Source organism: Streptococcus didelphis DSM 15616, assembly GCF_000380005.1.
Taxonomy (GTDB): domain Bacteria; phylum Bacillota; class Bacilli; order Lactobacillales; family Streptococcaceae; genus Streptococcus; species Streptococcus didelphis.
Genome location: NZ_KB904188.1, coordinates 239,664 through 260,588 on the forward strand (window position 1 = coordinate 239,664; position 20,925 = coordinate 260,588).

General features: G+C 37.6%; 18 protein-coding genes. 17 read left to right on the forward strand and 1 reads right to left on the reverse strand.

Annotated elements, in window-relative coordinates:
* The first annotated feature begins 184 nt into the window (after positions 1-184).
* The 4 genes from queG (at position 185) to ftsX (ending at position 4,106) form a co-directional block, all read left to right on the forward strand.
* Positions 185-1,303, forward strand: a complete 1,119-nt coding sequence (queG, locus tag A3GU_RS0101300; RefSeq protein WP_018365729.1) for a tRNA epoxyqueuosine(34) reductase QueG — start codon at positions 185-187, stop codon at positions 1,301-1,303.
* Positions 1,304-1,350: 47 nt separating this feature from the next.
* Positions 1,351-2,452, forward strand: a protein-coding gene (gene prfB / locus A3GU_RS0101305) for a peptide chain release factor 2 (RefSeq protein ID WP_156812680.1) whose coding sequence is annotated in 2 segments (ribosomal slippage) — positions 1,351-1,422 and positions 1,424-2,452 — 1,101 coding nt in all. Because the reading frame shifts where the segments join, the coding sequence is not laid out codon by codon here.
* A 39-nt stretch (positions 2,453-2,491) separates the two neighbouring features.
* Positions 2,492-3,184 carry a cell division ATP-binding protein FtsE gene (ftsE, locus tag A3GU_RS0101310; RefSeq protein WP_018365731.1) on the forward strand — a complete coding sequence of 231 codons (693 nt, stop codon included), beginning with the start codon at positions 2,492-2,494 and terminating at the stop codon, positions 3,182-3,184.
* Entirely contained in the window at positions 3,177-4,106 is a 930-nt protein-coding gene (gene ftsX, locus A3GU_RS0101315) for a permease-like cell division protein FtsX (protein ID WP_018365732.1), read from the forward strand. The genes ftsE and ftsX overlap by 8 nt, the downstream gene beginning before the upstream one ends.
* An 87-nt stretch (positions 4,107-4,193) precedes the next feature.
* Here the strand turns inward: ftsX and A3GU_RS0101320 are convergent, their stop codons facing one another.
* Positions 4,194-4,829, reverse strand: coding sequence for an MBL fold metallo-hydrolase (locus A3GU_RS0101320; RefSeq protein WP_018365733.1), 636 nt, complete (start codon positions 4,827-4,829; stop codon positions 4,194-4,196).
* Positions 4,830-4,983: 154 nt separating this feature from the next.
* On the opposite strand from A3GU_RS0101320, the gene A3GU_RS0101325 reads away from it, so the two are divergent.
* From A3GU_RS0101325 to A3GU_RS0101385, 13 genes are all read left to right on the forward strand, one after another.
* Positions 4,984-7,452 (forward strand): bifunctional DnaQ family exonuclease/ATP-dependent helicase, encoded by a 2,469-nt coding sequence (locus A3GU_RS0101325; RefSeq protein WP_018365734.1) that lies wholly within the window; start codon positions 4,984-4,986, stop codon positions 7,450-7,452.
* A 143-nt stretch (positions 7,453-7,595) separates the two neighbouring features.
* Positions 7,596-8,801 carry a pyridoxal phosphate-dependent aminotransferase gene (locus A3GU_RS0101330; RefSeq protein ID WP_018365735.1) on the forward strand — a complete coding sequence of 402 codons (1,206 nt, stop codon included), beginning with the start codon at positions 7,596-7,598 and terminating at the stop codon, positions 8,799-8,801.
* A gap of 3 nt (positions 8,802-8,804) precedes the next feature.
* Positions 8,805-10,151, forward strand: coding sequence for an asparagine--tRNA ligase (asnS, locus tag A3GU_RS0101335; RefSeq protein ID WP_018365736.1), 1,347 nt, complete (start codon positions 8,805-8,807; stop codon positions 10,149-10,151).
* 345 nt (positions 10,152-10,496) lie between these two features.
* On the forward strand, positions 10,497-11,255 hold the full coding sequence (locus A3GU_RS0101340; RefSeq protein WP_018365737.1) for a DUF1003 domain-containing protein: 759 nt from the start codon (positions 10,497-10,499) through the stop codon (positions 11,253-11,255).
* Between the two features lie 182 nt (positions 11,256-11,437).
* A complete protein-coding gene (gene ccdA2 / locus A3GU_RS0101345; protein ID WP_018365738.1) occupies positions 11,438-12,163 on the forward strand; it encodes a thiol-disulfide oxidoreductase-associated membrane protein CcdA2 in 726 nt (241 codons plus the stop codon).
* A 19-nt stretch (positions 12,164-12,182) separates the two neighbouring features.
* Positions 12,183-12,815: a TlpA family protein disulfide reductase gene (locus tag A3GU_RS0101350; protein WP_026216406.1), complete on the forward strand. Its 633-nt coding sequence runs from the start codon at positions 12,183-12,185 to the stop codon at positions 12,813-12,815.
* A gap of 17 nt (positions 12,816-12,832) precedes the next feature.
* Positions 12,833-13,936 (forward strand): peptide-methionine (R)-S-oxide reductase MsrB, encoded by a 1,104-nt coding sequence (msrB, locus tag A3GU_RS0101355; protein WP_018365740.1) that lies wholly within the window; start codon positions 12,833-12,835, stop codon positions 13,934-13,936.
* Positions 13,937-13,993: 57 nt separating this feature from the next.
* Positions 13,994-14,734, forward strand: a complete 741-nt coding sequence (locus A3GU_RS0101360) for a response regulator transcription factor (RefSeq protein ID WP_018365741.1) — start codon at positions 13,994-13,996, stop codon at positions 14,732-14,734.
* On the forward strand, positions 14,727-16,430 hold the full coding sequence (locus A3GU_RS0101365) for a cache domain-containing sensor histidine kinase (RefSeq protein WP_018365742.1): 1,704 nt from the start codon (positions 14,727-14,729) through the stop codon (positions 16,428-16,430). Before A3GU_RS0101360 ends, A3GU_RS0101365 begins: the two co-directional genes overlap by 8 nt.
* Positions 16,431-16,620: 190 nt before the next feature.
* Positions 16,621-17,511: an RNase adapter RapZ gene (rapZ, locus tag A3GU_RS0101370; RefSeq protein ID WP_018365743.1), complete on the forward strand. Its 891-nt coding sequence runs from the start codon at positions 16,621-16,623 to the stop codon at positions 17,509-17,511.
* A complete protein-coding gene (locus A3GU_RS0101375) occupies positions 17,508-18,485 on the forward strand; it encodes a YvcK family protein (RefSeq protein ID WP_018365744.1) in 978 nt (325 codons plus the stop codon). The genes rapZ and A3GU_RS0101375 overlap by 4 nt, the downstream gene beginning before the upstream one ends.
* Complete coding sequence (whiA, locus tag A3GU_RS0101380; protein WP_018365745.1) at positions 18,482-19,393, forward strand: DNA-binding protein WhiA; 912 nt, start codon at positions 18,482-18,484, stop codon at positions 19,391-19,393. The genes A3GU_RS0101375 and whiA overlap by 4 nt, the downstream gene beginning before the upstream one ends.
* 94 nt (positions 19,394-19,487) lie before the next feature.
* Positions 19,488-20,906 carry a C69 family dipeptidase gene (locus A3GU_RS0101385; RefSeq protein WP_018365746.1) on the forward strand — a complete coding sequence of 473 codons (1,419 nt, stop codon included), beginning with the start codon at positions 19,488-19,490 and terminating at the stop codon, positions 20,904-20,906.
* Positions 20,907-20,925 lie beyond the last annotated feature (19 nt).

The window sequence follows — 20,925 nt, forward strand, 5'->3', positions numbered from 1 at the left end:
AAGATTTATTTAAGCTTTTTATGTCAAGATAAGAAAGATTCTTGCATAGCTAAGAGTTTTGACAGGCAAAGGATTATTCTTTGCCTTTTGCTTTGTTGGAAGAGAAAATCTAAGCTGCAATAATTGTCACAATTCGTAATCTCTTAGTCTTGAAGTCTTTATACTTTTCCATTATGATAGTAATATGGAACTTAAGGCGAAAATCAGGGCATTAGCTAAAGAAATTGGAATTTCAAAAATCGGCTTTACTACAGCTGATGACTTTTCCTATCTGGAAAAATCCTTGCGACTAGGAATAGAAGAAGGACGAAATAGTGGTTTTGAACATAAGGTTATTGAAGAAAGGATAAAACCAAAATTATCCTTGGAATCAGCCAAGACCATTATTTCAATTGCTGTAGCCTATCCTCATAAACTTCCCATAGAACCACAAAAAACAGCCTATAAACGAGGAAAGATAACGCCAAGTTCATGGGGGCTTGACTACCATCATGTCTTACAAAAAAAGCTCCAAAAACTTGCTAGTGGCATAGAAGATCTGACTCAAGATTTTGAATATAAGGGTATGGTTGATACCGGAGCCTTGGTTGATACAGCTGTTGCAAGAAGAGCAGGAATTGGTTTTATTGGTAAAAATGGTTTAGTCATTTCTAAAGAATTTGGTTCCTATATGTATCTAGGTGAATTAATTACAAACTTAGATATTGAACCAGACCAGCCAGTAGACTATGATTGTGGGGACTGTAGGAGATGCCTAGATGCCTGTCCAACCTCTTGCTTGATTGGTGATGGGACAATGGATGCCAAGCGATGCTTATCTTTTCAAACCCAGGATAAGGGGATGATGGCTCTTGAATTTCGTAAAAAAATAAAGACAGTGATTTATGGTTGCGATATCTGTCAAATCTCTTGTCCCTACAATAAAGGGATTTTGAATCCCCTAGCAAGTGATATTGATCCAGAACTGGCTAAGCCAGAATTGATCCCATTTTTAGACTTATCCAATAAAAGTTTTAAAGAGAAGTTTGGGATGATTGCAGGTTCCTGGCGTGGCAAAAATATTCTCCAGCGAAATGCCATCCTTGCACTGGCAAATGGTCATGACCGCTCTGCTATTGTCAAACTAATGGAAATCATTGACAAGAATAACAATCCTATCCATACAGCAACAGCCATCTGGGCCATAGGAGAAATTGTTAAAAAGCCAGAGCAAGCCATGCTGGATTTTATGACATCTATTTCTATAACGGATGCCAATGTTCAAGAAGAGTGGGATAGACTTAGTGTAAAATGGCAATTCTAGGCCTATTGTGATAAAATAATAAGGATAAAAAGTAAAGAGGTATAAGTATGGAAGTAGCTGAAATTCGTCAAAAAATAGTAGAAAATAAAGAGAAGTTGACTAGCTTCAGGAGGTCTCTTTGACTTAGATGGTCTAGAAGAAGAAATTGCTCTTTTAGAGAATAAGATGACAGAGCCTGATTTTTGGAATGATAATATGGCGGCCCAAAAAACATCTCAAGATTTAAATGAGTTAAAAGTCAAGTTTGATACCTTTCATAACATGCAAAACTTGTCTGAAGAGACAGAACTCTATCTAGAAATGTTAGATGAAGATGAATCAATTCAAGAAGAATTAGAAGAAAACTTGGAGAAATTAGATCAGATTTTATCAAGCTATGAAATGACCTTGCTCTTATCGGAGCCCTATGACCATAATAATGCTATCTTGGAGATTCATCCAGGTTCTGGTGGAACCGAAGCCCAAGATTGGGCAGATATGCTGCTACGAATGTATACCCGCTTTGGGCATGCTAAAGGTTTTAAGGTAGAAACACTAGACTATCAAGCTGGAGATGAAGCAGGTATTAAATCGGTTACCTTATCTTTTGAAGGTCCTAATGCCTATGGCTTTTTAAAATCAGAAATGGGAGTTCACCGTTTGGTAAGGATTTCTCCTTTTGATTCTGCTAAAAGAAGGCATACTTCTTTTACTTCTGTTGAGGTTATGCCTGAGTTAGACGATACCATCGAAGTTGATATTCGTGATGATGATATCAAGATGGATACCTTTCGTTCAGGTGGAGCAGGTGGGCAAAATGTCAACAAGGTTTCAACAGGTGTCAGACTGACCCATATTCCCACAGGTATTGTAGTGGCTTCAACTACTGATAGAACCCAGTATGGTAATCGAGATCGTGCGATGAAGATGCTACAAGCTAAGCTTTACCAAATGGAACAAGAAAAAAAAGCTGAAGAAGTTAGTGCCCTTAAGGGTGATAAAAAAGAAATTACCTGGGGAAGTCAGATTCGCTCTTATGTTTTTACCCCCTACACCATGGTAAAAGATCATCGTACCAATTTTGAAGTGGCTCAAGTGGATAAGGTAATGGATGGAGACATTGATGGCTTTATTGATGCCTACCTCAAGTGGCGTATGAATGATGACTAAGACTAAACTAGCTAAAAAGAATAAGAAAGAAGAGAGATAATGGCATTAATTGAAATGAAGGGTGTTTCAAAGAAATACCGTCGATCAACCACAGCCTTGAGGAATATTAATTTTTCAGTAAACCAAGGTGAATTTGTCTATATAGTTGGTCCATCTGGAGCAGGTAAATCTAGTTTAATCAAATTACTCTACCGTGAAGAAAGTGTCACTAGTGGCTCACTTTATGTAGGTGAATTTGATTTGACTAAATTAAGAAAAAAAGATGTTCCTATTTTACGACGTAATATAGGGGTTGTTTTCCAGGACTATAAACTATTACCTAAAAAGACCGTTTTTGAAAATGTAGCCTATGCCATGGAAGTTATTGGCGAAAAAAGAAGACATATCAAAAGACGTGTCCCAGAAGTATTAGAACTGGTTGGTTTAAAACATAAGATGCGGGCTTTCCCTAATCAACTCTCTGGTGGTGAGCAACAACGGATCGCCATTGCGCGTGCTATTGTTAATAATCCTAAATTGTTGATTGCTGATGAGCCTACAGGCAACCTAGATCCTGAAATTTCTTTTGAGATTATGCAGCTACTTGAAAGAATTAATATCCAAGGAACAACCATACTTATGGCAACCCATAATAGTCATATTGTTAATACCATGAAACACCGTGTTATTGCAATAGAAGATGGACGGATTGTCCGTGACGAAGAGGAAGGAGATTACGGATACGATGATTAGATACTTTTTCCGTCATATTTGGGAATCAATCAAGAGTCTCAAACGAAATATTTGGATGACTATTGCAGCAGTTAGTACAGTAGCCGTTACCCTGACCTTAGTGGGGATTTTTGCCGCTACGCTATTGAATATTCAACGTGTTGCTTCTGGAGTCCAAAATAATATCCAAATCAACACTTATTTACAGGTCGATTCTAAGGATGCAAGTAAAGAAATCCGAGATGTCGATGGTAAAAATGTTAAAAACGAAAACTATCATAAGGTTTATGATCAAATTGCTAGCTTAAAAGGTGTTGATAAGATTACCTTTTCTAGTAAAAACGAGCAGTTAAAGAAACTTCAAGACACCATGGGTGATGTTTGGAAGATGTATGATAACGATACAAATCCCTTGCAAGATATTTACATTGTAGAAACCAAAGAGGCTTCACAGGTTAAAAATGTAAGTAAGAAAATTAAAGGCATTCAAGGGGTTGAAGATGTTGATTATGGTGGGATAAATTCTGAAAAACTCTTTAAGTTCTCAAGTTTTATTAAAACATGGGGCTTAATCGGAACTGCTCTTCTTCTTTTGGTAGCTATTTTCTTGATTTCTAATACTATCCGGATGACCATTATGAGTCGACAAAGGGATATTGAAATTATGCGACTTGTTGGGGCAAAAAATTCTTATATCAGAGGACCTTTCTTTTTTGAAGGGGCCTGGGTTGGTTTTTTAGGAGCTATTTTACCTTCTTTGATCATTTATTATTTATATGACTTTGCCTACAAGCAGTTTATGCCAGAACTACAATTAAATGGACTTTCAATGTATCCTATTAATTATTATGTTTATATCTTGATTGCAGCACTTTTTGTTATAGGTATTATTATTGGTTCAATCGGATCAGTCATGTCTATGAGACGCTACCTTAAATTCTAGATAGTCACTTAAGACAATAGTAAAAAACCTTAGCTTTATTAAGTTAAGGTTTTTTAAATGCTTAAAAGCTATTTTATTACTCTCTTGCTATTTTAAAAACATGTTAAAGTTCTTTTCATGGCTAATTGTGGTTTTAGGGCCATGTCCTGGATAAACTTCAAAATGGTTAGGAAGAGTAAAGAGTTTTTCTTTGATAGAAGCAAGAAGAAGGGAGTGATTTCCGGTAGGCAGATCAGACCGGCCAATGCTTTCTCTAAAGAGAGCGTCACCTGAAAAAATCAATTCTTCTTGGTTGAAGATAAAAGATACCCCACCAATAGAATGCCCTGGAGTTTCGACAGCTACAAACTGAAAATCACCAATGGTGTAGTTTTTATCAAACTCTAGTAACTTCTCAGCAGGTTTAGCAATAAGGTCTGGAATATCAGCATGTCTAATCAGGCCAGAGAGGTTATCTTTTGGTGAAAAGAGCCAAGAAGCTTCTTTTCCAGAAATGTAGACAGGAGGAAACTTGAATTTTTTTCTGACCAAATCAAGGCTCATAATGTGATCGTAATGGGCATGTGTCAACAAGATTGCTGAGACAGGCTTAGCAAGCTCTTTAATTTTGGCTATAATTCTCTTTCCATCACTGCCTGGGTCAATGACTAAGAGTGACTTCTTATTTTCTAAAATATAGGTATTCTCGCTTGCAAGAGCATTTAAAATTCTAAATATATTCATAGGCTTAGTGTAACAAAAATACAATCAAAAACATATAAAAAACATCTGATAAAATAAACTTTTAGCTGAAATAATAGCAGTAAGTAACTTATTTTCAGATACTACCAATAATTATACCAATGCTGACTTTAAAACATGATATAATAAGCTTACTATGACTATAGAATCCTTTAAAAAATACGCAGTCATTGACCTTGAAGCCACAGGCACTGGATCGCAAGCGAGCATTATCCAAGTGGGGATAGTTATTATAGAAGGTAATCAGATTATAGAAACTTACCAAACTGATGTTAACCCTCATGAAAAACTATCAGAACATATCAAATCATTGACTGGTATTAGTGACCAACAATTAGAAGCAGCACCTGATTTTGAACAGGTTGCTAAAGAAATATTTGACTTGATTAGTGATTGCTTTTTTGTAGCACACAATGTGAAATTTGATGCCAATTTATTAGCTGAATCTCTCTTTTTTGAAGGCTATGAATTACGAACACCAAGAATTGATACTGTTGAGTTAGCTCAGGTTTTTTATCCTACCTTAGAAAAATACAGTCTTACCTATTTATCACAAGTATTGAACTTAGAACTATCAGAAGCTCATACAGCAATAGCTGACGCCAGAGCCACTGCTAAGCTCTTTTTACAGATACAAGACAAGCTTAAATCCATTCCCTTAGAAACCTTGGAAAGTTTGGCTACTTTTTCAGATAATTTATTATTTGAATCAGGTATTGTCATCAACCAAGCATTGGCAGCAGCTAAGCCCTACGATAATAACAAATACACTAAGGTTAACGGTATCATTCTAAGAAAAGAAGAAAGAATTCCTTCACCCCTAAAATTATCTCAAGACTTTAGCATTAACCGTTCACTTTTGGACTTGGAAGTTAGACCCCTACAAGACCAGTTTGCTCAATTAGTGGAAGAGGCTTTTTTACAAGCTCAGCCTAGCTTTATTCAGGCTCAAGCTGGTATTGGAAAAACCTATGGTTATTTATTACCCCTATTAGCAAGGGCCGAGGGCAATCAAATTCTTATAAGTGTGCCGACTAAGGTTTTACAAGATCAAATAATGGGACAGGAACTAACAATACTTAGGGAGGCCTTTCAGCTTAGCTGTCATAGCTTAAAAAGCCCAGCAAATTATCTCAAGCTAGATAGCTTTCAAGCTAGTCTAGAAGAGCTAGAAGATAATAGGCTTGTTAACCGTTATAAGATGCAGCTATTGGTTTGGTTACTAGAGACTAAAAGTGGTGACTTAGATGAGATAAAACAAAAACAACGGTTTGCGACTTACTTTGATCAGATAAAACATGATGGACAGCTTTTATCTTCGTCAGCTTTTTATGATTATGATTTTTGGAATCGTAGCTACCACAAAGCCAAGCAAGCTAATGTTTTGGTTACTAACCATGCTTACTTTTTACATCGGGTAGAAGATGATAAGGTATTTGCTAAGGGAAAAATCCTAGTGTTTGATGAGGCCCAGACCTTGCCGCTCCAGCTAGACCAATTAGCTCATAAACAGCTACAATTAACTTCCTTTTTGCAAGAATTGCAAGAAGCAATTCAGACTCCTGCTTCCTTATTAGAAAAAAGGCTCCTTGAGAGCTTATCATTTGAACTCAATCAAGCCTTGGAAACTTATTATCACAAGCAAGGTCACGTAAATGATAGTGATAATAAGGATTTTAAAAGGATTAAAGACTTAGTAGGAGAGCTAGGAAGTGCTTCTTTTGAGCAAGTTAAGGCCTTCTTTAAAGACCAAGAGGCTGATTATTGGATTAGTCATGAACTGAAAAATGAAAAGCGTGTCAGCTACCTTAATAGCAGCAGTAAACACTACATTAATTTCAGCCAATTTCTACCTGAGACGCTAAAAACCTATTTTATTTCAGCGACTTTACAGATTAGTCCACAAGTTAGCTTGGCAGATTTGTTAGGCTTTGAGGCCTATACCTATGCTCAAATTGAGCATCAAAAGTCAGCTAAGCAACTCTTGCTGGTAGACTCCAGCATGCCACTTGTTAGTCAGACCTCTCCTCAAGACTACTGTCAAGAAATAGCTAAGCGCCTTGTAGGCTTATCTCAACTTAAAAAACCCATATTGATCCTTTTCACCTCACGCCAATACATGCTCTTAGTCTCATCCTTTTTAGATGAGGCTGCCATTCCCCACTTAGCACAGGAAAAAAACGGAAGTTCTTATAATGTTAAGAAGCGTTTTGACCGTGGTGAACAGACTCTCTTGTTAGGAATGGGATCTTTTTGGGAAGGTGTGGACTTTGTCCATGCTAATCAAATGATTACTGTTATTGCAAGGCTTCCTTTTGATAATCCTAAGGATTTGTTTGTCACTAAAATGAGCCATTATTTACTTTCTCAAAATAAGCTTCCTTTCAAAGATTATTTTTTACCCATGACCATTCTCAGGTTAAAACAAGCGATTGGAAGAACTTTGAGAAGGAGCGACCAACGATCAGTCGTCCTTATTCTTGATTCTAGGATTTTAGTTAAAGAATATGGTCAGGAAATCTTTAGCAGTTTGGGGCAAGACTTTTCCATAAAAAGCGAAAAATTTGAGGATAGCTTCTTGGAAATTGAGCAATTTCTGATATAATGAAAAGGATAATATTTAAAAGGAAGAGCAAAAGCGATTAATGAATTATGAGATAGCTAATCATAAAAATGTGTTTTTCTAGTCAGAAAGTAATACATAACTAGCTTGCCTTTTAATTGGTAAAATCTGGAAAAGGAGAAGTCATGACCAAACTATCAAAGCGTGTCTTAGGGATAAAAGAAAGCCTTACTTTTGCTGCTGGTGCGCGTGCAAAAGCTCTTAAGGCACAGGGACACGATGTTTTGAGTTTAACCTTGGGAGAGCCAGACTTTGTAACCCCTAAGAATATTCAAAAAAAAGCTATCGAAGCTATTGAAAGTGGTAAAGCCAGTTTTTACACAGCTGCAGCTGGCATGCCGGAATTAAAAGATGCCATTGCTAGCTACATGGAAACTTACTATGCTTATTCCGTTTCAAATGACCAGATAGTTGCTGCGACTGGGGCAAAGTATATCTTGTATGCCTTTTTCATGGCAGTCCTAAATCCGGGAGACCAGGTTTTAATTCCAACTCCTTACTGGGTATCCTATGCTGATCAGGTAAAAATGGCAGAGGGGGAGCCAGTCTTTGTTAAAGGAGCAGAAGCTAATCATTTTAAAGTGACAGTTGATCAACTAGAGGCTAGTCGGACAGAGAAAACAAAGGTTCTTCTCATTAATTCTCCTTCTAATCCAACGGGCATGATTTATGATAAGGCAGAGCTAGAACTTATTGGCAATTGGGCTGTGCAACATAACATTTTAATTCTGGCAGATGATATCTATGGACGTTTAGTCTACAATGGGAACCAGTTCACAGCAATATCAACCATATCAGAGGCTATTAGGCGACAAACCCTTACTGTAAATGGCGTTGCTAAGACCTATTCAATGACAGGTTGGCGCTTAGGCTTTGCAGTTGGTGATCCAGAAATTATTGCAGCTATGACTAAGATTATTGGTCAAACAACCTCTAATCTGACCACCGTTACCCAGTTTGCAGGTATTGAAGCCTTTCTAGGTGAACAAAGTCAGGCTGAAAAGATGCGTCAGGCCTTTGAAGAGCGACTAAATACCATTTATCCCCTTCTTAACCAAGTACCAGGCTTTAATATACTGAAGCCTCAAGGAGCCTTTTATCTCTTTCCAAATGTTAAGGAGGCCATGGATATGCTAGGTTATACAGACGTAACAGCCTTTACCGATGCTATTTTAGAAGAGGTAGGAGTAGCTATGGTAACAGGAGCAGGTTTTGGAGCACCAGACAATATTCGCCTCAGCTATGCTGCAGATATGGAGACTCTAAAAGAGGCTATGCGACGTTTAAATCACTTTATGTTAAAAAATAGTAGAAAAAGAGAGAAGGAATAACTAATGGCAAAAGAATATGTAGCAATTAGAGATGTTAAAAAACATGTAGGAGAAGAAATTACCATAGGTGCCTGGGTAGCTAACAAGTCTGGTAAAGGAAAACTTGCCTTTTTACAACTTCGTGATGGAACTGCCTTCTTCCAAGCAGTTGCCTTTAAACCAAATTTTCTTGAGAAATATGGTCAAGAATTAGGAACTGAAAAATTTGAAATAATTAAACACCTTAGCCAAGAAACCTCCGTTAAGGTTACTGGCATAGTCAAAGAAGATGCACGTTCAAAATTTGGCTATGAATTAGATCTTACAGACTTAGAAATCCTTGGCTCATCTCTTGATTATCCGATTACACCCAAAGAACATGGGACAGATTTCTTGATGGATAATCGTCATCTATGGTTACGTTCTCGTAAACAAATGGCTATCATGCAAATCCGTAATGCTATTATTTATTCAACATATGAATTCTTTGATCAAAATGGCTTTATTAAATTTGACAGCCCAATCTTATCAGGGAATGCAGCTGAAAATACAACGGAATTATTTGAAACAGACTATTTTGGCAACCCAGCTTTCCTTAGTCAGTCAGGCCAGCTTTACTTAGAAGCAGGTGTTATGGCTTTAGGACGTGTCTTTGACTTTGGCCCTGTCTTTCGTGCTGAGAAATCTAAGACTCGTCGTCATTTAACAGAGTTTTGGATGATGGATGCTGAATATTCTTTCTTATCTCATGATCAATCTCTTGATTTACAAGAAGCTTATGTAAAAGCTATGATTCAGGGAGTTTTAGACCGAGCACCCCAGGCATTAGAGATTTTAGCACGTGATGTTGAGGCACTTAAGAAATATATCGCAGAGCCTTTTAAACGTGTCTCTTATGATGATGCTATTAGTCTCTTACAAGAGCACGAAGCTGATCCAGATGCTGATTATGAACATATCGAGCATGGAGATGATTTTGGTTCCCCACATGAAACTTGGATTTCTAATTATTTTGGTCTTCCAACCTTTGTGGTGAACTATCCAGCTAGCTTTAAGGCCTTTTATATGAAGCCAGTCCCTGGCAATGAGGACCGTGTTTTATGTGCAGACCTACTAGCTCCAGAAGGCTATGGTGAAATTATTGGTGGTTCTGTCCGTGAAGATGACTATCAAAAATTATATGATAAGATTATCGAAAATGGTCTCAATCCAGATGACTATGCATTTTACCTTGATCTTCGTAAGTATGGTTCTGTTCCACATGCAGGTTTTGGCCTTGGCTTAGAACGTATGGTTACCTTTGTAGCAGGAACAAAACATATCCGCGAAGCTATTCCTTTCCCAAGAATGTTGCATAGAATTAAACCATAGATATTTAAGGAATAAGATTATAAAAACTGAAAATAGTTATAAATCACTTGAAACTAGCCCTAAAAGCTTGGTTTTGAGTGTTTTTTAGTTAACAAGTCAAGAAAAAATTCTAGCTTAAGTGCCTATTGCTTAGGGTTTAGAACTTTGTATAAGAAAAACTAAATTTTTCAGAAAGTAAAGGTTTTCTTTAAGCTTTCTTTAAGTTTTTAAGCAGATAATCTGAAAGGTTAAAGGCTTTTTAAAAAGCTCTCTTTAATTTAAAAAAACAGGCTTGCACACCAGCAAGCATCTCAATAAAAACTTCAAGCTCTAAAAGAGAAGTATTGAGATGGAAAGAGGCAGAACATGAACAAAGATACTCGTGTTATAGACGCTATTAATGGCAAACTAGCTTTTATAAGAGAAGGGGTTTTCCTTTGTAAGCTAGATAAACAATTACAAAACTTAATTTTAAAAGATTACCCTAAACTCAAGCCCTCCTCTTTTATCAGTCACCAGACCCTGGCCACCTATCGTCTTTACTACCTAAATGAAATGATTGAAAATGCAAAGATGAAAAATGAAACCGTTCGAGAAATGGTCTATGATGTGTCTAAAAATAAGAATTATTCTAACTTAAATGTCCAAGAACAGCTCGATAGCAAGATTACCTTTGGGCAAAAACTAGCAGATGACGTTACCCGTTTTGGGGGGACCTGGACCTTTATTATTTGTTTTTTAATTTTTATGCTGGTTTGGATGGTTTTTAACCTCCTTAATCCTTTTGGCTGGGCTTTTGATAAGTATCCCTTTATCTTGCTTAATCTCGCTTTGTCCACAATAGCAGCTGTCCAGGCTCCCTTGATTATGATGAGTCAAAATAGGGCTTCAGAATATGATAGATTGCAAGCAAAGAATGACTATGAAGTTAATAGAACCTCTGAGGAAGGGGTTCGCATGCTACATTCTAAAATTGACCACCTGGTTTTACAAGACCAATCTGATCTCTTACAAATTCAAAAACTTCAAACAGAAATCATGGTCTCTATCAGTGAAAAGCTCAGCCATTTAAACCTTTTAGAAAAAGATGACTTGGAGGATGTTGAAAAAGACAACTCCTTATAAGAAAATAATAAATCTCTTGAAAGCTGACTTTCTTGAGATTTTTTTGCCCTATTTTTCTCCTCTTTTGAGATTTACATTTATTATCGTATTAAATCCAAGTTTTTCGAGATGATAGTCTATGTCTTTTAGCTTAAGAATGGCCTATACTTAGTCTATAACTAAAACATAAGGAGGTAGCTCAGTTGGATATTTCATTACTTGTTATAGCATCAGTATTTTTAGCTGGCTTACTATCATTTTTTTCACCCTGTATCTTCCCTGTATTACCAGTATATTTAGGCATTTTATTAGATCACGAGGACAAGCATACTTTTAAACTATTTGGGAAACAGTTCAATTGGTACAGTCTCATGAAAACCTTGGCCTTTATTGCAGGCCTCTCAACAGTATTTATAACCTTGGGTTATGGGGCAGGGTTTTTAGGGGACATCCTTTATAGGAATTGGTTTCGGATTTTACTAGGCCTCTTTATTATCTTACTAGGGCTGCATCAGATGGATATTTTTACCATTAAAAGATTGCAGAAGCAAAAAAGCTTTACTTATCATAAAAAAGAAAATCGTAATGAACTTTTAAGTGCTTTTCTCTTAGGCTTAACATTCTCATTTGGTTGGACACCCTGTGTAGGACCTGTACTAAGTTCAGTGCTAGGTTTAGCAGCAGCGGGAGGTAATGGGAGTTTGACAGGCGGTATCTATATGCTCTTTTATACTTTAGGGCTAGCCATTCCATTTCTCTTATTAGCCATAACCTCATCAGCTCTCTTGCAGCATTTTAATAAGTTGAGACCTTACATTCCCTTAATGAAAAAGATAGGTGGTGTCTTAATTATCTTTATGGGAATTCTTATTATGACAGGTAGTGTTAATGCTATCACAGCTTTTTTTGAAAATCTTTTTAATCACTAACATTATTGGAGGAATTATTATGAAAAAAACATCCCTTATCCTAACAACAGGTATTATCTGTACAACATTATTAGCAGCCTGCTCAAATAATAATCAGATGAAAGATAAAGCCATGAATGAAAACAAAACAAGCATGACAAGTAAGGACAAGATGTCTGATAGTAAAAAAATGTCTGGAAAAGAGACGGAAATGGCAAAAGATAAGATGACTACTAGCAAAATGACCAAGGGAGAAAAGGCTCCTGATTTCACCTTAAAGGCTACAGATGGTAAAACCTATCGTTTGTCTGACTTAAAAGGTAAGAAAGTATACCTTAAGTTTTGGGCATCATGGTGTTCTATCTGCCTATCAACCCTTCCTGACACCAACAAATTAGCTAAAAAAGCAGGTGATGATCTGGTGGTATTATCAGTTGTTTCCCCAAACCATAATGGTGAAAAATCAGAAGAAGACTTTAAAAAATGGTTTAGTGGGTTAGACTATAAGGATCTGCCTGTCGCTTTAGATAATGAAGGAAAATTATTGAAAGACTACGGTGTTCGTTCATATCCAACGTCAGTCTTTATTGACCGTGATGGTGTCTTGGTTGATAAGCATGTCGGCTTTATGAATGCAAAGGATATTGATAAAAAGTTGGCAAGCATTAAATAAGAAGGGAGTGAAAGCTCATGGATAGTAAGAAAATCATTGTTTTTCTTTTGGGAATTCTCTTAGTAGGGGTTGGTTTCTACTTTTATTCTAACCAACCCAAAAAGGATTCCATCACTCATATTAAAAAAGCAGCTGTCGCTATCACACATAAAAAGAAGGAGAAAGTCATGCCTGTAGCTAAAGAGAATCAAAAAGAAATCTACTTGGCAGGAGGTTGTTTCTGGGGTGTTGAAGAATATTTTTCCAAGGTTAAAGGGGTAACAGATGCTGTATCTGGCTATGCTAATGGGAGAGGTGACACCACTAATTATCAACTCATAGGCCAAACAGGACATGCTGAAACAGTCAAAGTAACCTATGATTCTAGCCTTATTTCATTAAAAGATATTCTCTTACATTATTTTAGGATAATAGACCCAACAAGTAAGAATAAACAAGGAAATGACAGCGGTAGCCAGTATCGAACAGGAGTCTATGTGACAGACCAGGAAGATTTAAAGACTGTCGATCAGGTCTTTGATCAGATGGCTAAAAACTATGATAAACCTATTGTTGTGGAAAAAGCACCACTGAAAAACTTTATCAAAGCAGAAGACTATCACCAAGATTACTTAAAGAAAAATCCTAATGGGTATTGTCACATCAATGTTAATGAAGCTTCTTATCCTGTAATTGATGAAAGCCTTTATAAAAAACCAAGTGATCAAGAACTCAGAAAAAAATTAAGCAAGGAAGAATATGCAGTAACCCAAGAAAATGAAACAGAACAAGCCTTTTCAAACCGTTACTGGGATCAATTTGAAGCAGGGATTTATGTTGATATTGCTACTGGTGAACCCCTCTTTTCATCCAAAGATAAATTTGAATCAGGTTGTGGTTGGCCAAGTTTTACCAAGCCAATCAGTCCAGATGTTGTTCACTACAAGGACGATACTAGCTATAATATGAAACGAGTAGAAGTCCGTAGTCGTGTAGGAAATTCCCATCTAGGTCATGTCTTTACAGATGGTCCTAAGGATAAAGGAGGCTTACGCTACTGCATTAACAGCTTATCTATTAGCTTTATTCCCAAAAAAGAGATGCAGGCTAAGGGTTATGGTTACTTATTAGACAATCTATAAGATAAAGCCCTAAAACTTTGCTATAATAAGTAGTAATCAAAGTGAAAGGTGTTTAGCATGTTCTCAATCCTAATTGCAGAAGACGAGTATTTAGTTCGTCGTGGGATTCGTTCCTTGATTAATTTTGATACCTATCAGATTACTTCTATTGAAGAGGCTGAAAATGGTCTTATTGCTTGGCAAAAGGTTCAAGAGATGAAACCTGATATCATTCTTACAGATATCAATATGCCTCAGTTGGATGGGATTAAGCTGGCTCAATTAACCAAAGAACGCTACCCTGAAACCCATATTGTCTTTTTAACTGGTTATGATGATTTTAATTATGCTGTCTCTGCCTTAAAATTAGGTGCAGATGATTACCTTTTAAAACCCTTTTCGAAAAAGGATGTTGAGCAGATGCTCTCAAAGCTTGTTGCTAACTTATCTAGTGATCGTAAGCGAAAACAGGTAGAAGATTTAGTAGAAGTGAGCCATTCTTCTCAAATAGAAGAAGCCATTCAAGAAGCATTAACAGACTCAGATTTGAGCCTTAAAACCTTGGCTCAAACTCTTGGTTTTAGTCCCAACCACCTTAGTTTTTTAATTAAAAAAGAACTAGGGATTTCTTTCCAAGATTATTTGGTTCAAGAGCGTCTGAAAAAGGCTAAACTACTTTTATTAACCAGTGATTTGAAAATTTATGAGATAGCCGAGGCAGTAGGATTTTCAGATATGAACTATTTTTCATGGCGATTTAAACAAGTTGTCGGGGTAAGTCCGAGACAGTTTAGAAAAGGAGAAGATGGTCATGTCTAGAAAATCTCTCCTGGTCAGGCTTTTAACCTTTATCTTTTTGGTTATTCTCTTTTTATTAGCTCTGGTGGGCTTTGCTTATTATCAAAAAAGTGCAGTAGTGGTTAAGGATCTAACAGAACAAAAAACAAATGAAAGCCTTCATCAAAGTAGTCATTTTGTGAGTTCTTATATCCAAAAACTAGAAGATACTAGTTCAAGCTTAGCAAGTAGTACGGATCTTAGAAGCTATATCAAAGACCCCAGCTCTGCTAATGGCCAAACTCTAAAAGGACTTTTTGAGACCATTTTAAAGACCAATTCTGATCTTGTTTCAGCAACCCTTATTACCAAAACAGGGCAAGTTATTTCTACAGATCAGGACTTGACCATGCAGACTTCTACCAATATGATGCAGGAAAAGTGGTATCAGGTAGCAATTGCCCAAAAGGGAACACCGGTCTTAAGCTCGGCGCATCAAACAGCTGTTAAGGGCAAAGAAAAGGACTGGGTTATTTCTGTCACTCAAGAAGTGGTTAATCAAACAGGTGATAACTTAGGCGTTCTACGGCTTGATATTGCCTATAAGACCCTATCTTCTTATCTTGATCACCTCAAGCTAGGAAAAGAAGGCTTTGCCTTTATTGTCAATAAAAATCATGAGTTTGTCTACCATCCCAAGCAAACAGTCTATTCCTCAAAGGCTGATATGGACAGCATGAAGCCCTACATAGCAGTCAAAAAAGGTTACCTAGAAGATAAGGTCTATGTCTCTCAGGTAGGAATTGATAAGAGCAACTGGACCTTAATTGGGGTGGCATCTTTAGATGAGTTGAAGATGATCCGTCACAATATGTTTGCCTCTTTTGGCTTAATAAGCTTAGTTGCCTTTTTTATCTGTATTTTTGGCATAGGCTTTGCTTTTCGTCTTTGGATAAAACCCTTGAAAGATTTACAGGCCCTGATGTTGGCTGTAGGTCAGGGGAAAAGACAAATGAGGGCCAAAGAAGTTGGGGCTAGCGAGTTTGTAGACCTAGCAAAACAGTTTAACCATATGTTAGATGAGATAGATAATCTGCTCTTAGCTGTTCAAGAAAAAGAACAAAAAAGCCGTCAGTATGAACTACAGGCCTTGTCAAGTCAGATAAATCCCCATTTCTTGTACAATACCCTAGATACCATTGTCTGGATGGCAGAATTTAATGACAGCCGTAAGGTTGTTGAATTAACCCAATCCCTAGCTTCTTATTTCCGCCTAGCTCTTAACAATGGTAACGAGGAGATTAGCCTCAAATCAGAACTAGAACATGTTAGGCAGTATCTTTTTATCCAAAAACAACGCTATGGGGACAAACTAAACTATGAGATTGAAGAATTGCCCACCTATGATCAGTACAAGTTGCCAAAATTAGTTTTGCAACCTATTGTGGAAAATGCTATTTACCACGGGATTAAAGAAATTGATAAAGCAGGTTACATCCGGATTTCTGTTACAGAAGAAGGAGACCATCTTGTCATTAGTATTTATGATAATGGGCAGGGTATAAACATCTCAAAAGCTCAACAAAAAGCCAAACCTCTTAAACAAGGAGGTGTCGGCTTAGCCAATGTTGACCAAAGGCTCAAGCTACAATTTGGGAAATCCTATCATATGGCAATAAAAAGTCAAGATTACCAGTATACAGAGATTCAACTCTACTTTCCTAAGAAGTTAGACTAAGAGAACTTATTAGCTTAGAGTTAATCATAAAAAGATCCCAAACAAAGAGAGTTGATCTCAGCTTGGGGTCTTTTTGGTTTTCACCCATTTTTAAAGGAGAAGCTTTATAGTTAGAGCAGATGAGCTTATGGCTAATAGCTTTTTATGTGTTATAATGAAAGTAATAGTGTATAAGAAAGGATTCGAGGAAATGCCAAACAACCAAATAGACCTTGTCATTATCTCTGGAATGAGCGGCGCTGGCAAAACAGTTGCTATTCAGTCATTTGAAGACCTAGGATATTTTACCATTGATAATATGCCCCCTACCTTGGTTCCAAAATTTTTAGAAATCATTGATCAAACCAATGATAATAAGCGTGTTGCCCTTGTCGTTGACATGAGAAGTCGCACATTTTTCAAAGAGATTAATATGATTTTAGATGAAATTGAGGATAAGGATAACCTGTCTTTAAAAATTCTATATTTAGATGCTACTGATAATGAGCTGGTTTCGCGCTACAAGGAAACAAGACGGAGTCATCCTCTGGCAGTGGATGGTCGTGTCATGGATGGTATTAAACTAGAAAGAGAGCTTTTGGCCCCCTTAAAAAGTTTAAGTCAAAATGTTGTTGATACTAGTGAATTGACCCCTAGACAGCTCCGCCAAGTCATATCAGAACAATTTTTAAGTGCTTCTAACACCGTTTCTTTCAGGGTAGAAGTCATGAGCTTTGGGTTTAAATATGGGATTCCTTTGGATGCGGATTTGATTTTTGATGTTCGCTTTTTACCAAACCCTTATTATTTACCCGAATTGCGCCAACAAAATGGCCTTGATAAGCCTGTTTATGACTATGTCATGGAGCAAGAAGAATCTGAAAGTTTCTACCAACACCTAGTGGACCTTTTAATCCCCATTCTACCTGCCTATAAAAAAGAAGGTAAATCTCTCTTAACCATTGCTATTGGCTGTACTGGCGGACAACACCGTAGTGTGGCCTTTGCCCACCGTCTGGCAGAAACCATTCAAAAAGATTGGCCTGTCAATGAAAGCCATAGAGACAAAGATAAACGTAAGGAAACTGTAAACCGATCATGAAAAAACCCAAAGTAACAGTAATAGGTGGTGGAACAGGGATTCCAGTAATCTTAAAAAGCCTAAGAAGAGAAAACCTTGACATTACAGCTGTGGTTACAGTGGCTGATGATGGAGGCTCTTCAGGAAAGATTCGTAATGCCATGCAGTTAACCCCACCAGGAGACTTGCGAAATGTCCTCTTGGCCATGAGTGACATGCCAAAGTTTTACGAGAATGTCTTTCAATACCGATTTAATGAAGCTGATGGTGCCTTGGCAGGCCATCCCTTAGGTAATTTAATTATTGCAGGTATTTCTGAAATGCAAGGGTCGACCTACAACGCCATTCAAATTCTAACAAAATTTTTCCACATCACAGGCCGCATTTTCCCATCAAGCGAGCAGGCCCTAACCCTTCATGCCGTCTTTAAAGACGGTCATGAGGTTACAGGTGAAAGTAATATTGCCAGCTATTCAGGCATGATTGACCACGTTTATGTCACCAACACCTATAATGACGAAAAGCCCAAGGCTAGCCGCCTAGTGGTGGAGTCCATCCTAAATAGTGACATGATTGTCCTAGGCCCGGGGTCTTTGTTTACCTCTATTCTTCCTAATCTGGTTATTCCGGAAATCAAACAGGCTCTAGCAGAGACAAAGGCTGAGATTGTTTATATCTGTAATATTATGACCCAGTATGGCGAGACAGAGCATTTTAGCGATGCTGATCATTTGTCGGTTTTAAACCAGCATTTAGGCCGAGATGTGATTGATACCATCCTCGTAAACATTGAACAAGTCCCAAAAGACTACATGGATTTTAATAAGTTTGATGAGTATCTGGTTCAAGTGGACCATGACTTTAATGGCCTACGACAGGCAGCCAGACGGATTATTTCCTCTAATTTTTTGCGTTTGGAAAATGGCGGAGCTTTTCACGATGGCAACTTAGTGGTAGAAGAATTGATGAACTTAGTTAGGGATGTGCACTTATGAGTTTCACTACTAGGGTTAAAGAAGAACTGATAGACCTATCAACAAATGAAAAGAATGAACTATCAGCTATCATTAAATTATCTGGCAGTTTGAGTTTGGCCAAGCAAGGGCTTAACCTGTCTATTACCACAGAAAATGCTAAAATTGCTCGCTATATCTATTCCGTGATTGAAAAAAGCTATGCTATTATCCCGGAAATAAGATACCATCAAAAAACCAATCTCCGCAAAAACCGGGTTTATACGGTTTTTATTGACCAAAGAGTAGATAGTATCTTGTCTGATTTGAAGCTGGCTGATGCTTTCTTTGGTCTTGAAACAGGTATTGAACCTAGCATCATGTCAGATGACGACGCAGGAAGATCCTACCTCAAAGGGGCCTTTCTTGCTACGGGAACCCTCAGAGACCCAGAATCTGGCAAGTACCAGCTAGAAATCTACTCTGTCTATCTTGACCATGCCCAGGATTTGGCGCAACTGCTGCAAAAGTTTATGCTGGATGCCAAAACTATTGAACATAAAAATGGTGCCATCACTTATTTACAAAAGGCAGAAGATATTATGGATTTCCTTATCATTATTGGTGCTATGACCTCTAAAGAAGAATTTGAGGCTGTCAAATTGTTCAGAGAAGCCAGAAATGATATCAACCGGGCCAATAACGCAGAAACAGCCAATATCACCAAAACCATCAATGCCAGCATGAAGACCATTAATAATATTGTTAAAATCATGGAGACTATCGGTCTAGATAGCCTGCCTCTTGAATTGCAACAAATTGCCCAAATCAGGATAAACCATCCCGATTTTTCCATTCAACAGATTGCAGACAGCTTAGATGTTAGCCTATCAAAAAGTGGTGTCAACCATCGACTAAGAAAAATAAATAAGATTGCAGATAGCCTTTAAGTTGATTTTCTACTCCAGCTTCTTTTGTGACCTAGCAAGTTGGAAAAAATGTTATAAAATTATCATTAAGTAAGCATTTAGAAGGAGCCTGATAATGAGAAATACTAGCATACAAGACTCATGTACAACTATCCTTGTTGGTAAAAAAGCATCCTATGACGGTTCAACCCTGGTAGCTCGTACTGAGGATTCCCAAAATGGAGTCTTTACTCCCAAAAAGATGGCTGTCATAAAAGGTAAAGACCAGCCCAAACACTATCAATCTGTCCTATCTTCTTTTAAGATTGACTTGCCTGATAAGGCCCTAACCTATACCTCTGTCCCAGATGCCCTAGCTAAAGATGGCATATGGGGTGAAGCTGGGGTCAATGAAAAAAATGTAGCCATGAGTGCTACCGAAACCATCACCAGCAATGCGCGTGTCCTAGGTGCTGATCCACTGGTAGCAAGTGGTATCGGGGAAGAAGACATGCTAACTCTAGTTCTTCCTTATATTCATTCTGCTAGAGAAGGGGTTTTGCGTTTAGGAGAATTGCTGAGCCAATATGGCACTTACGAATCAAATGGGATAGCCTTTTCTGATGACAATGACATTTGGTGGTTAGAAACCATAGGTGGCCACCATTGGATAGCAAGACGTGTCCCAGATGATGCCTATGTGACCAATCCTAACCAACTGGGCATTGATCATTTTGAATTTAACAATCCTGAAGACTACCTTTGTTCAGAGGACTTAAAAGACTTTATTGCCAAGTACCATCTGGATCTGACCTATTCCAACCAACACTTCAATCCCCGCTATGCTTTTGGCAGCCAAAAAGATAAGGACCGTCACTACAATACCCCACGGGCATGGATTATGCAAAAATACCTAAACCCAGAAATTGAGCAAGATCCTAGAAGTTTTGAAATTCCTTGGTGCCAAAAACCCTATCGTAAAATTACCATAGAAGACATTAAATATGTTCTAAGTAGCCATTATCAAGATACTATTTATGACCCTTATGGACCTGAAGGAGATAGAGTTAGCCAGAAAAGCTTTAGAACAATAGGTATTAATCGCACCAGCCAAACAGCTATCTTACAGATAAGACCCAACTTAGCTAAAGAAATCAGGGCTATTCAATGGATGGCCTATGGCTCCATGCCCTTTAATACCATGGTTCCCCTCTTTACCCAAGTAAGTCAAATGCCAGACTATTTTACCAATACAAAAGAAGATGTTTCAACAGACAGTTTCTATTGGATGAATCGTCTTATTGCAGCCCTTGCAGATCCTCACTTTAAGCAGCATGAGGCAGATATTGACGCTTATAGTGAAAGAACAATGGCCAGAGGGCACCAAATGCTTCACCGGGCAGAAGAGCTTATGTCACAAGGAGAAAATCCTGATTTAAGCCTTATGAATCAAGAAATGAGTGACTATATTGCTTACCAAACACAAGTATTACTAAATAAGATTTTATTTGATGCCAGCAATCTAATGACCAACCGCTTTGGCTCAAGTGATTAAAAAAGTGAAAAAGAAACAA

Bases quoted from the DNA above. Each gene is read 5' to 3' on its own strand.
- queG (WP_018365729.1), top strand. From the start codon at position 185: ATGGAACTTAAGGCGAAAATCAGGGCATTAGCTAAAGAAATTGGAATT.
- ftsE (WP_018365731.1), top strand. From the start codon at position 2,492: ATGGCATTAATTGAAATGAAGGGTGTTTCAAAGAAATACCGTCGATCA.
- ftsX (WP_018365732.1), top strand. From the start codon at position 3,177: ATGATTAGATACTTTTTCCGTCATATTTGGGAATCAATCAAGAGTCTC.
- A3GU_RS0101320 (WP_018365733.1), bottom strand. From the start codon at position 4,829: ATGAATATATTTAGAATTTTAAATGCTCTTGCAAGCGAGAATACCTAT.
- A3GU_RS0101325 (WP_018365734.1), top strand. From the start codon at position 4,984: ATGACTATAGAATCCTTTAAAAAATACGCAGTCATTGACCTTGAAGCC.
- A3GU_RS0101330 (WP_018365735.1), top strand. From the start codon at position 7,596: ATGACCAAACTATCAAAGCGTGTCTTAGGGATAAAAGAAAGCCTTACT.
- asnS (WP_018365736.1), top strand. From the start codon at position 8,805: ATGGCAAAAGAATATGTAGCAATTAGAGATGTTAAAAAACATGTAGGA.
- A3GU_RS0101340 (WP_018365737.1), top strand. From the start codon at position 10,497: ATGAACAAAGATACTCGTGTTATAGACGCTATTAATGGCAAACTAGCT.
- A3GU_RS0101350 (WP_026216406.1), top strand. From the start codon at position 12,183: ATGAAAAAAACATCCCTTATCCTAACAACAGGTATTATCTGTACAACA.
- msrB (WP_018365740.1), top strand. From the start codon at position 12,833: ATGGATAGTAAGAAAATCATTGTTTTTCTTTTGGGAATTCTCTTAGTA.
- A3GU_RS0101360 (WP_018365741.1), top strand. From the start codon at position 13,994: ATGTTCTCAATCCTAATTGCAGAAGACGAGTATTTAGTTCGTCGTGGG.
- A3GU_RS0101365 (WP_018365742.1), top strand. From the start codon at position 14,727: ATGTCTAGAAAATCTCTCCTGGTCAGGCTTTTAACCTTTATCTTTTTG.
- rapZ (WP_018365743.1), top strand. From the start codon at position 16,621: ATGCCAAACAACCAAATAGACCTTGTCATTATCTCTGGAATGAGCGGC.
- A3GU_RS0101375 (WP_018365744.1), top strand. From the start codon at position 17,508: ATGAAAAAACCCAAAGTAACAGTAATAGGTGGTGGAACAGGGATTCCA.
- whiA (WP_018365745.1), top strand. From the start codon at position 18,482: ATGAGTTTCACTACTAGGGTTAAAGAAGAACTGATAGACCTATCAACA.
- A3GU_RS0101385 (WP_018365746.1), top strand. From the start codon at position 19,488: ATGAGAAATACTAGCATACAAGACTCATGTACAACTATCCTTGTTGGT.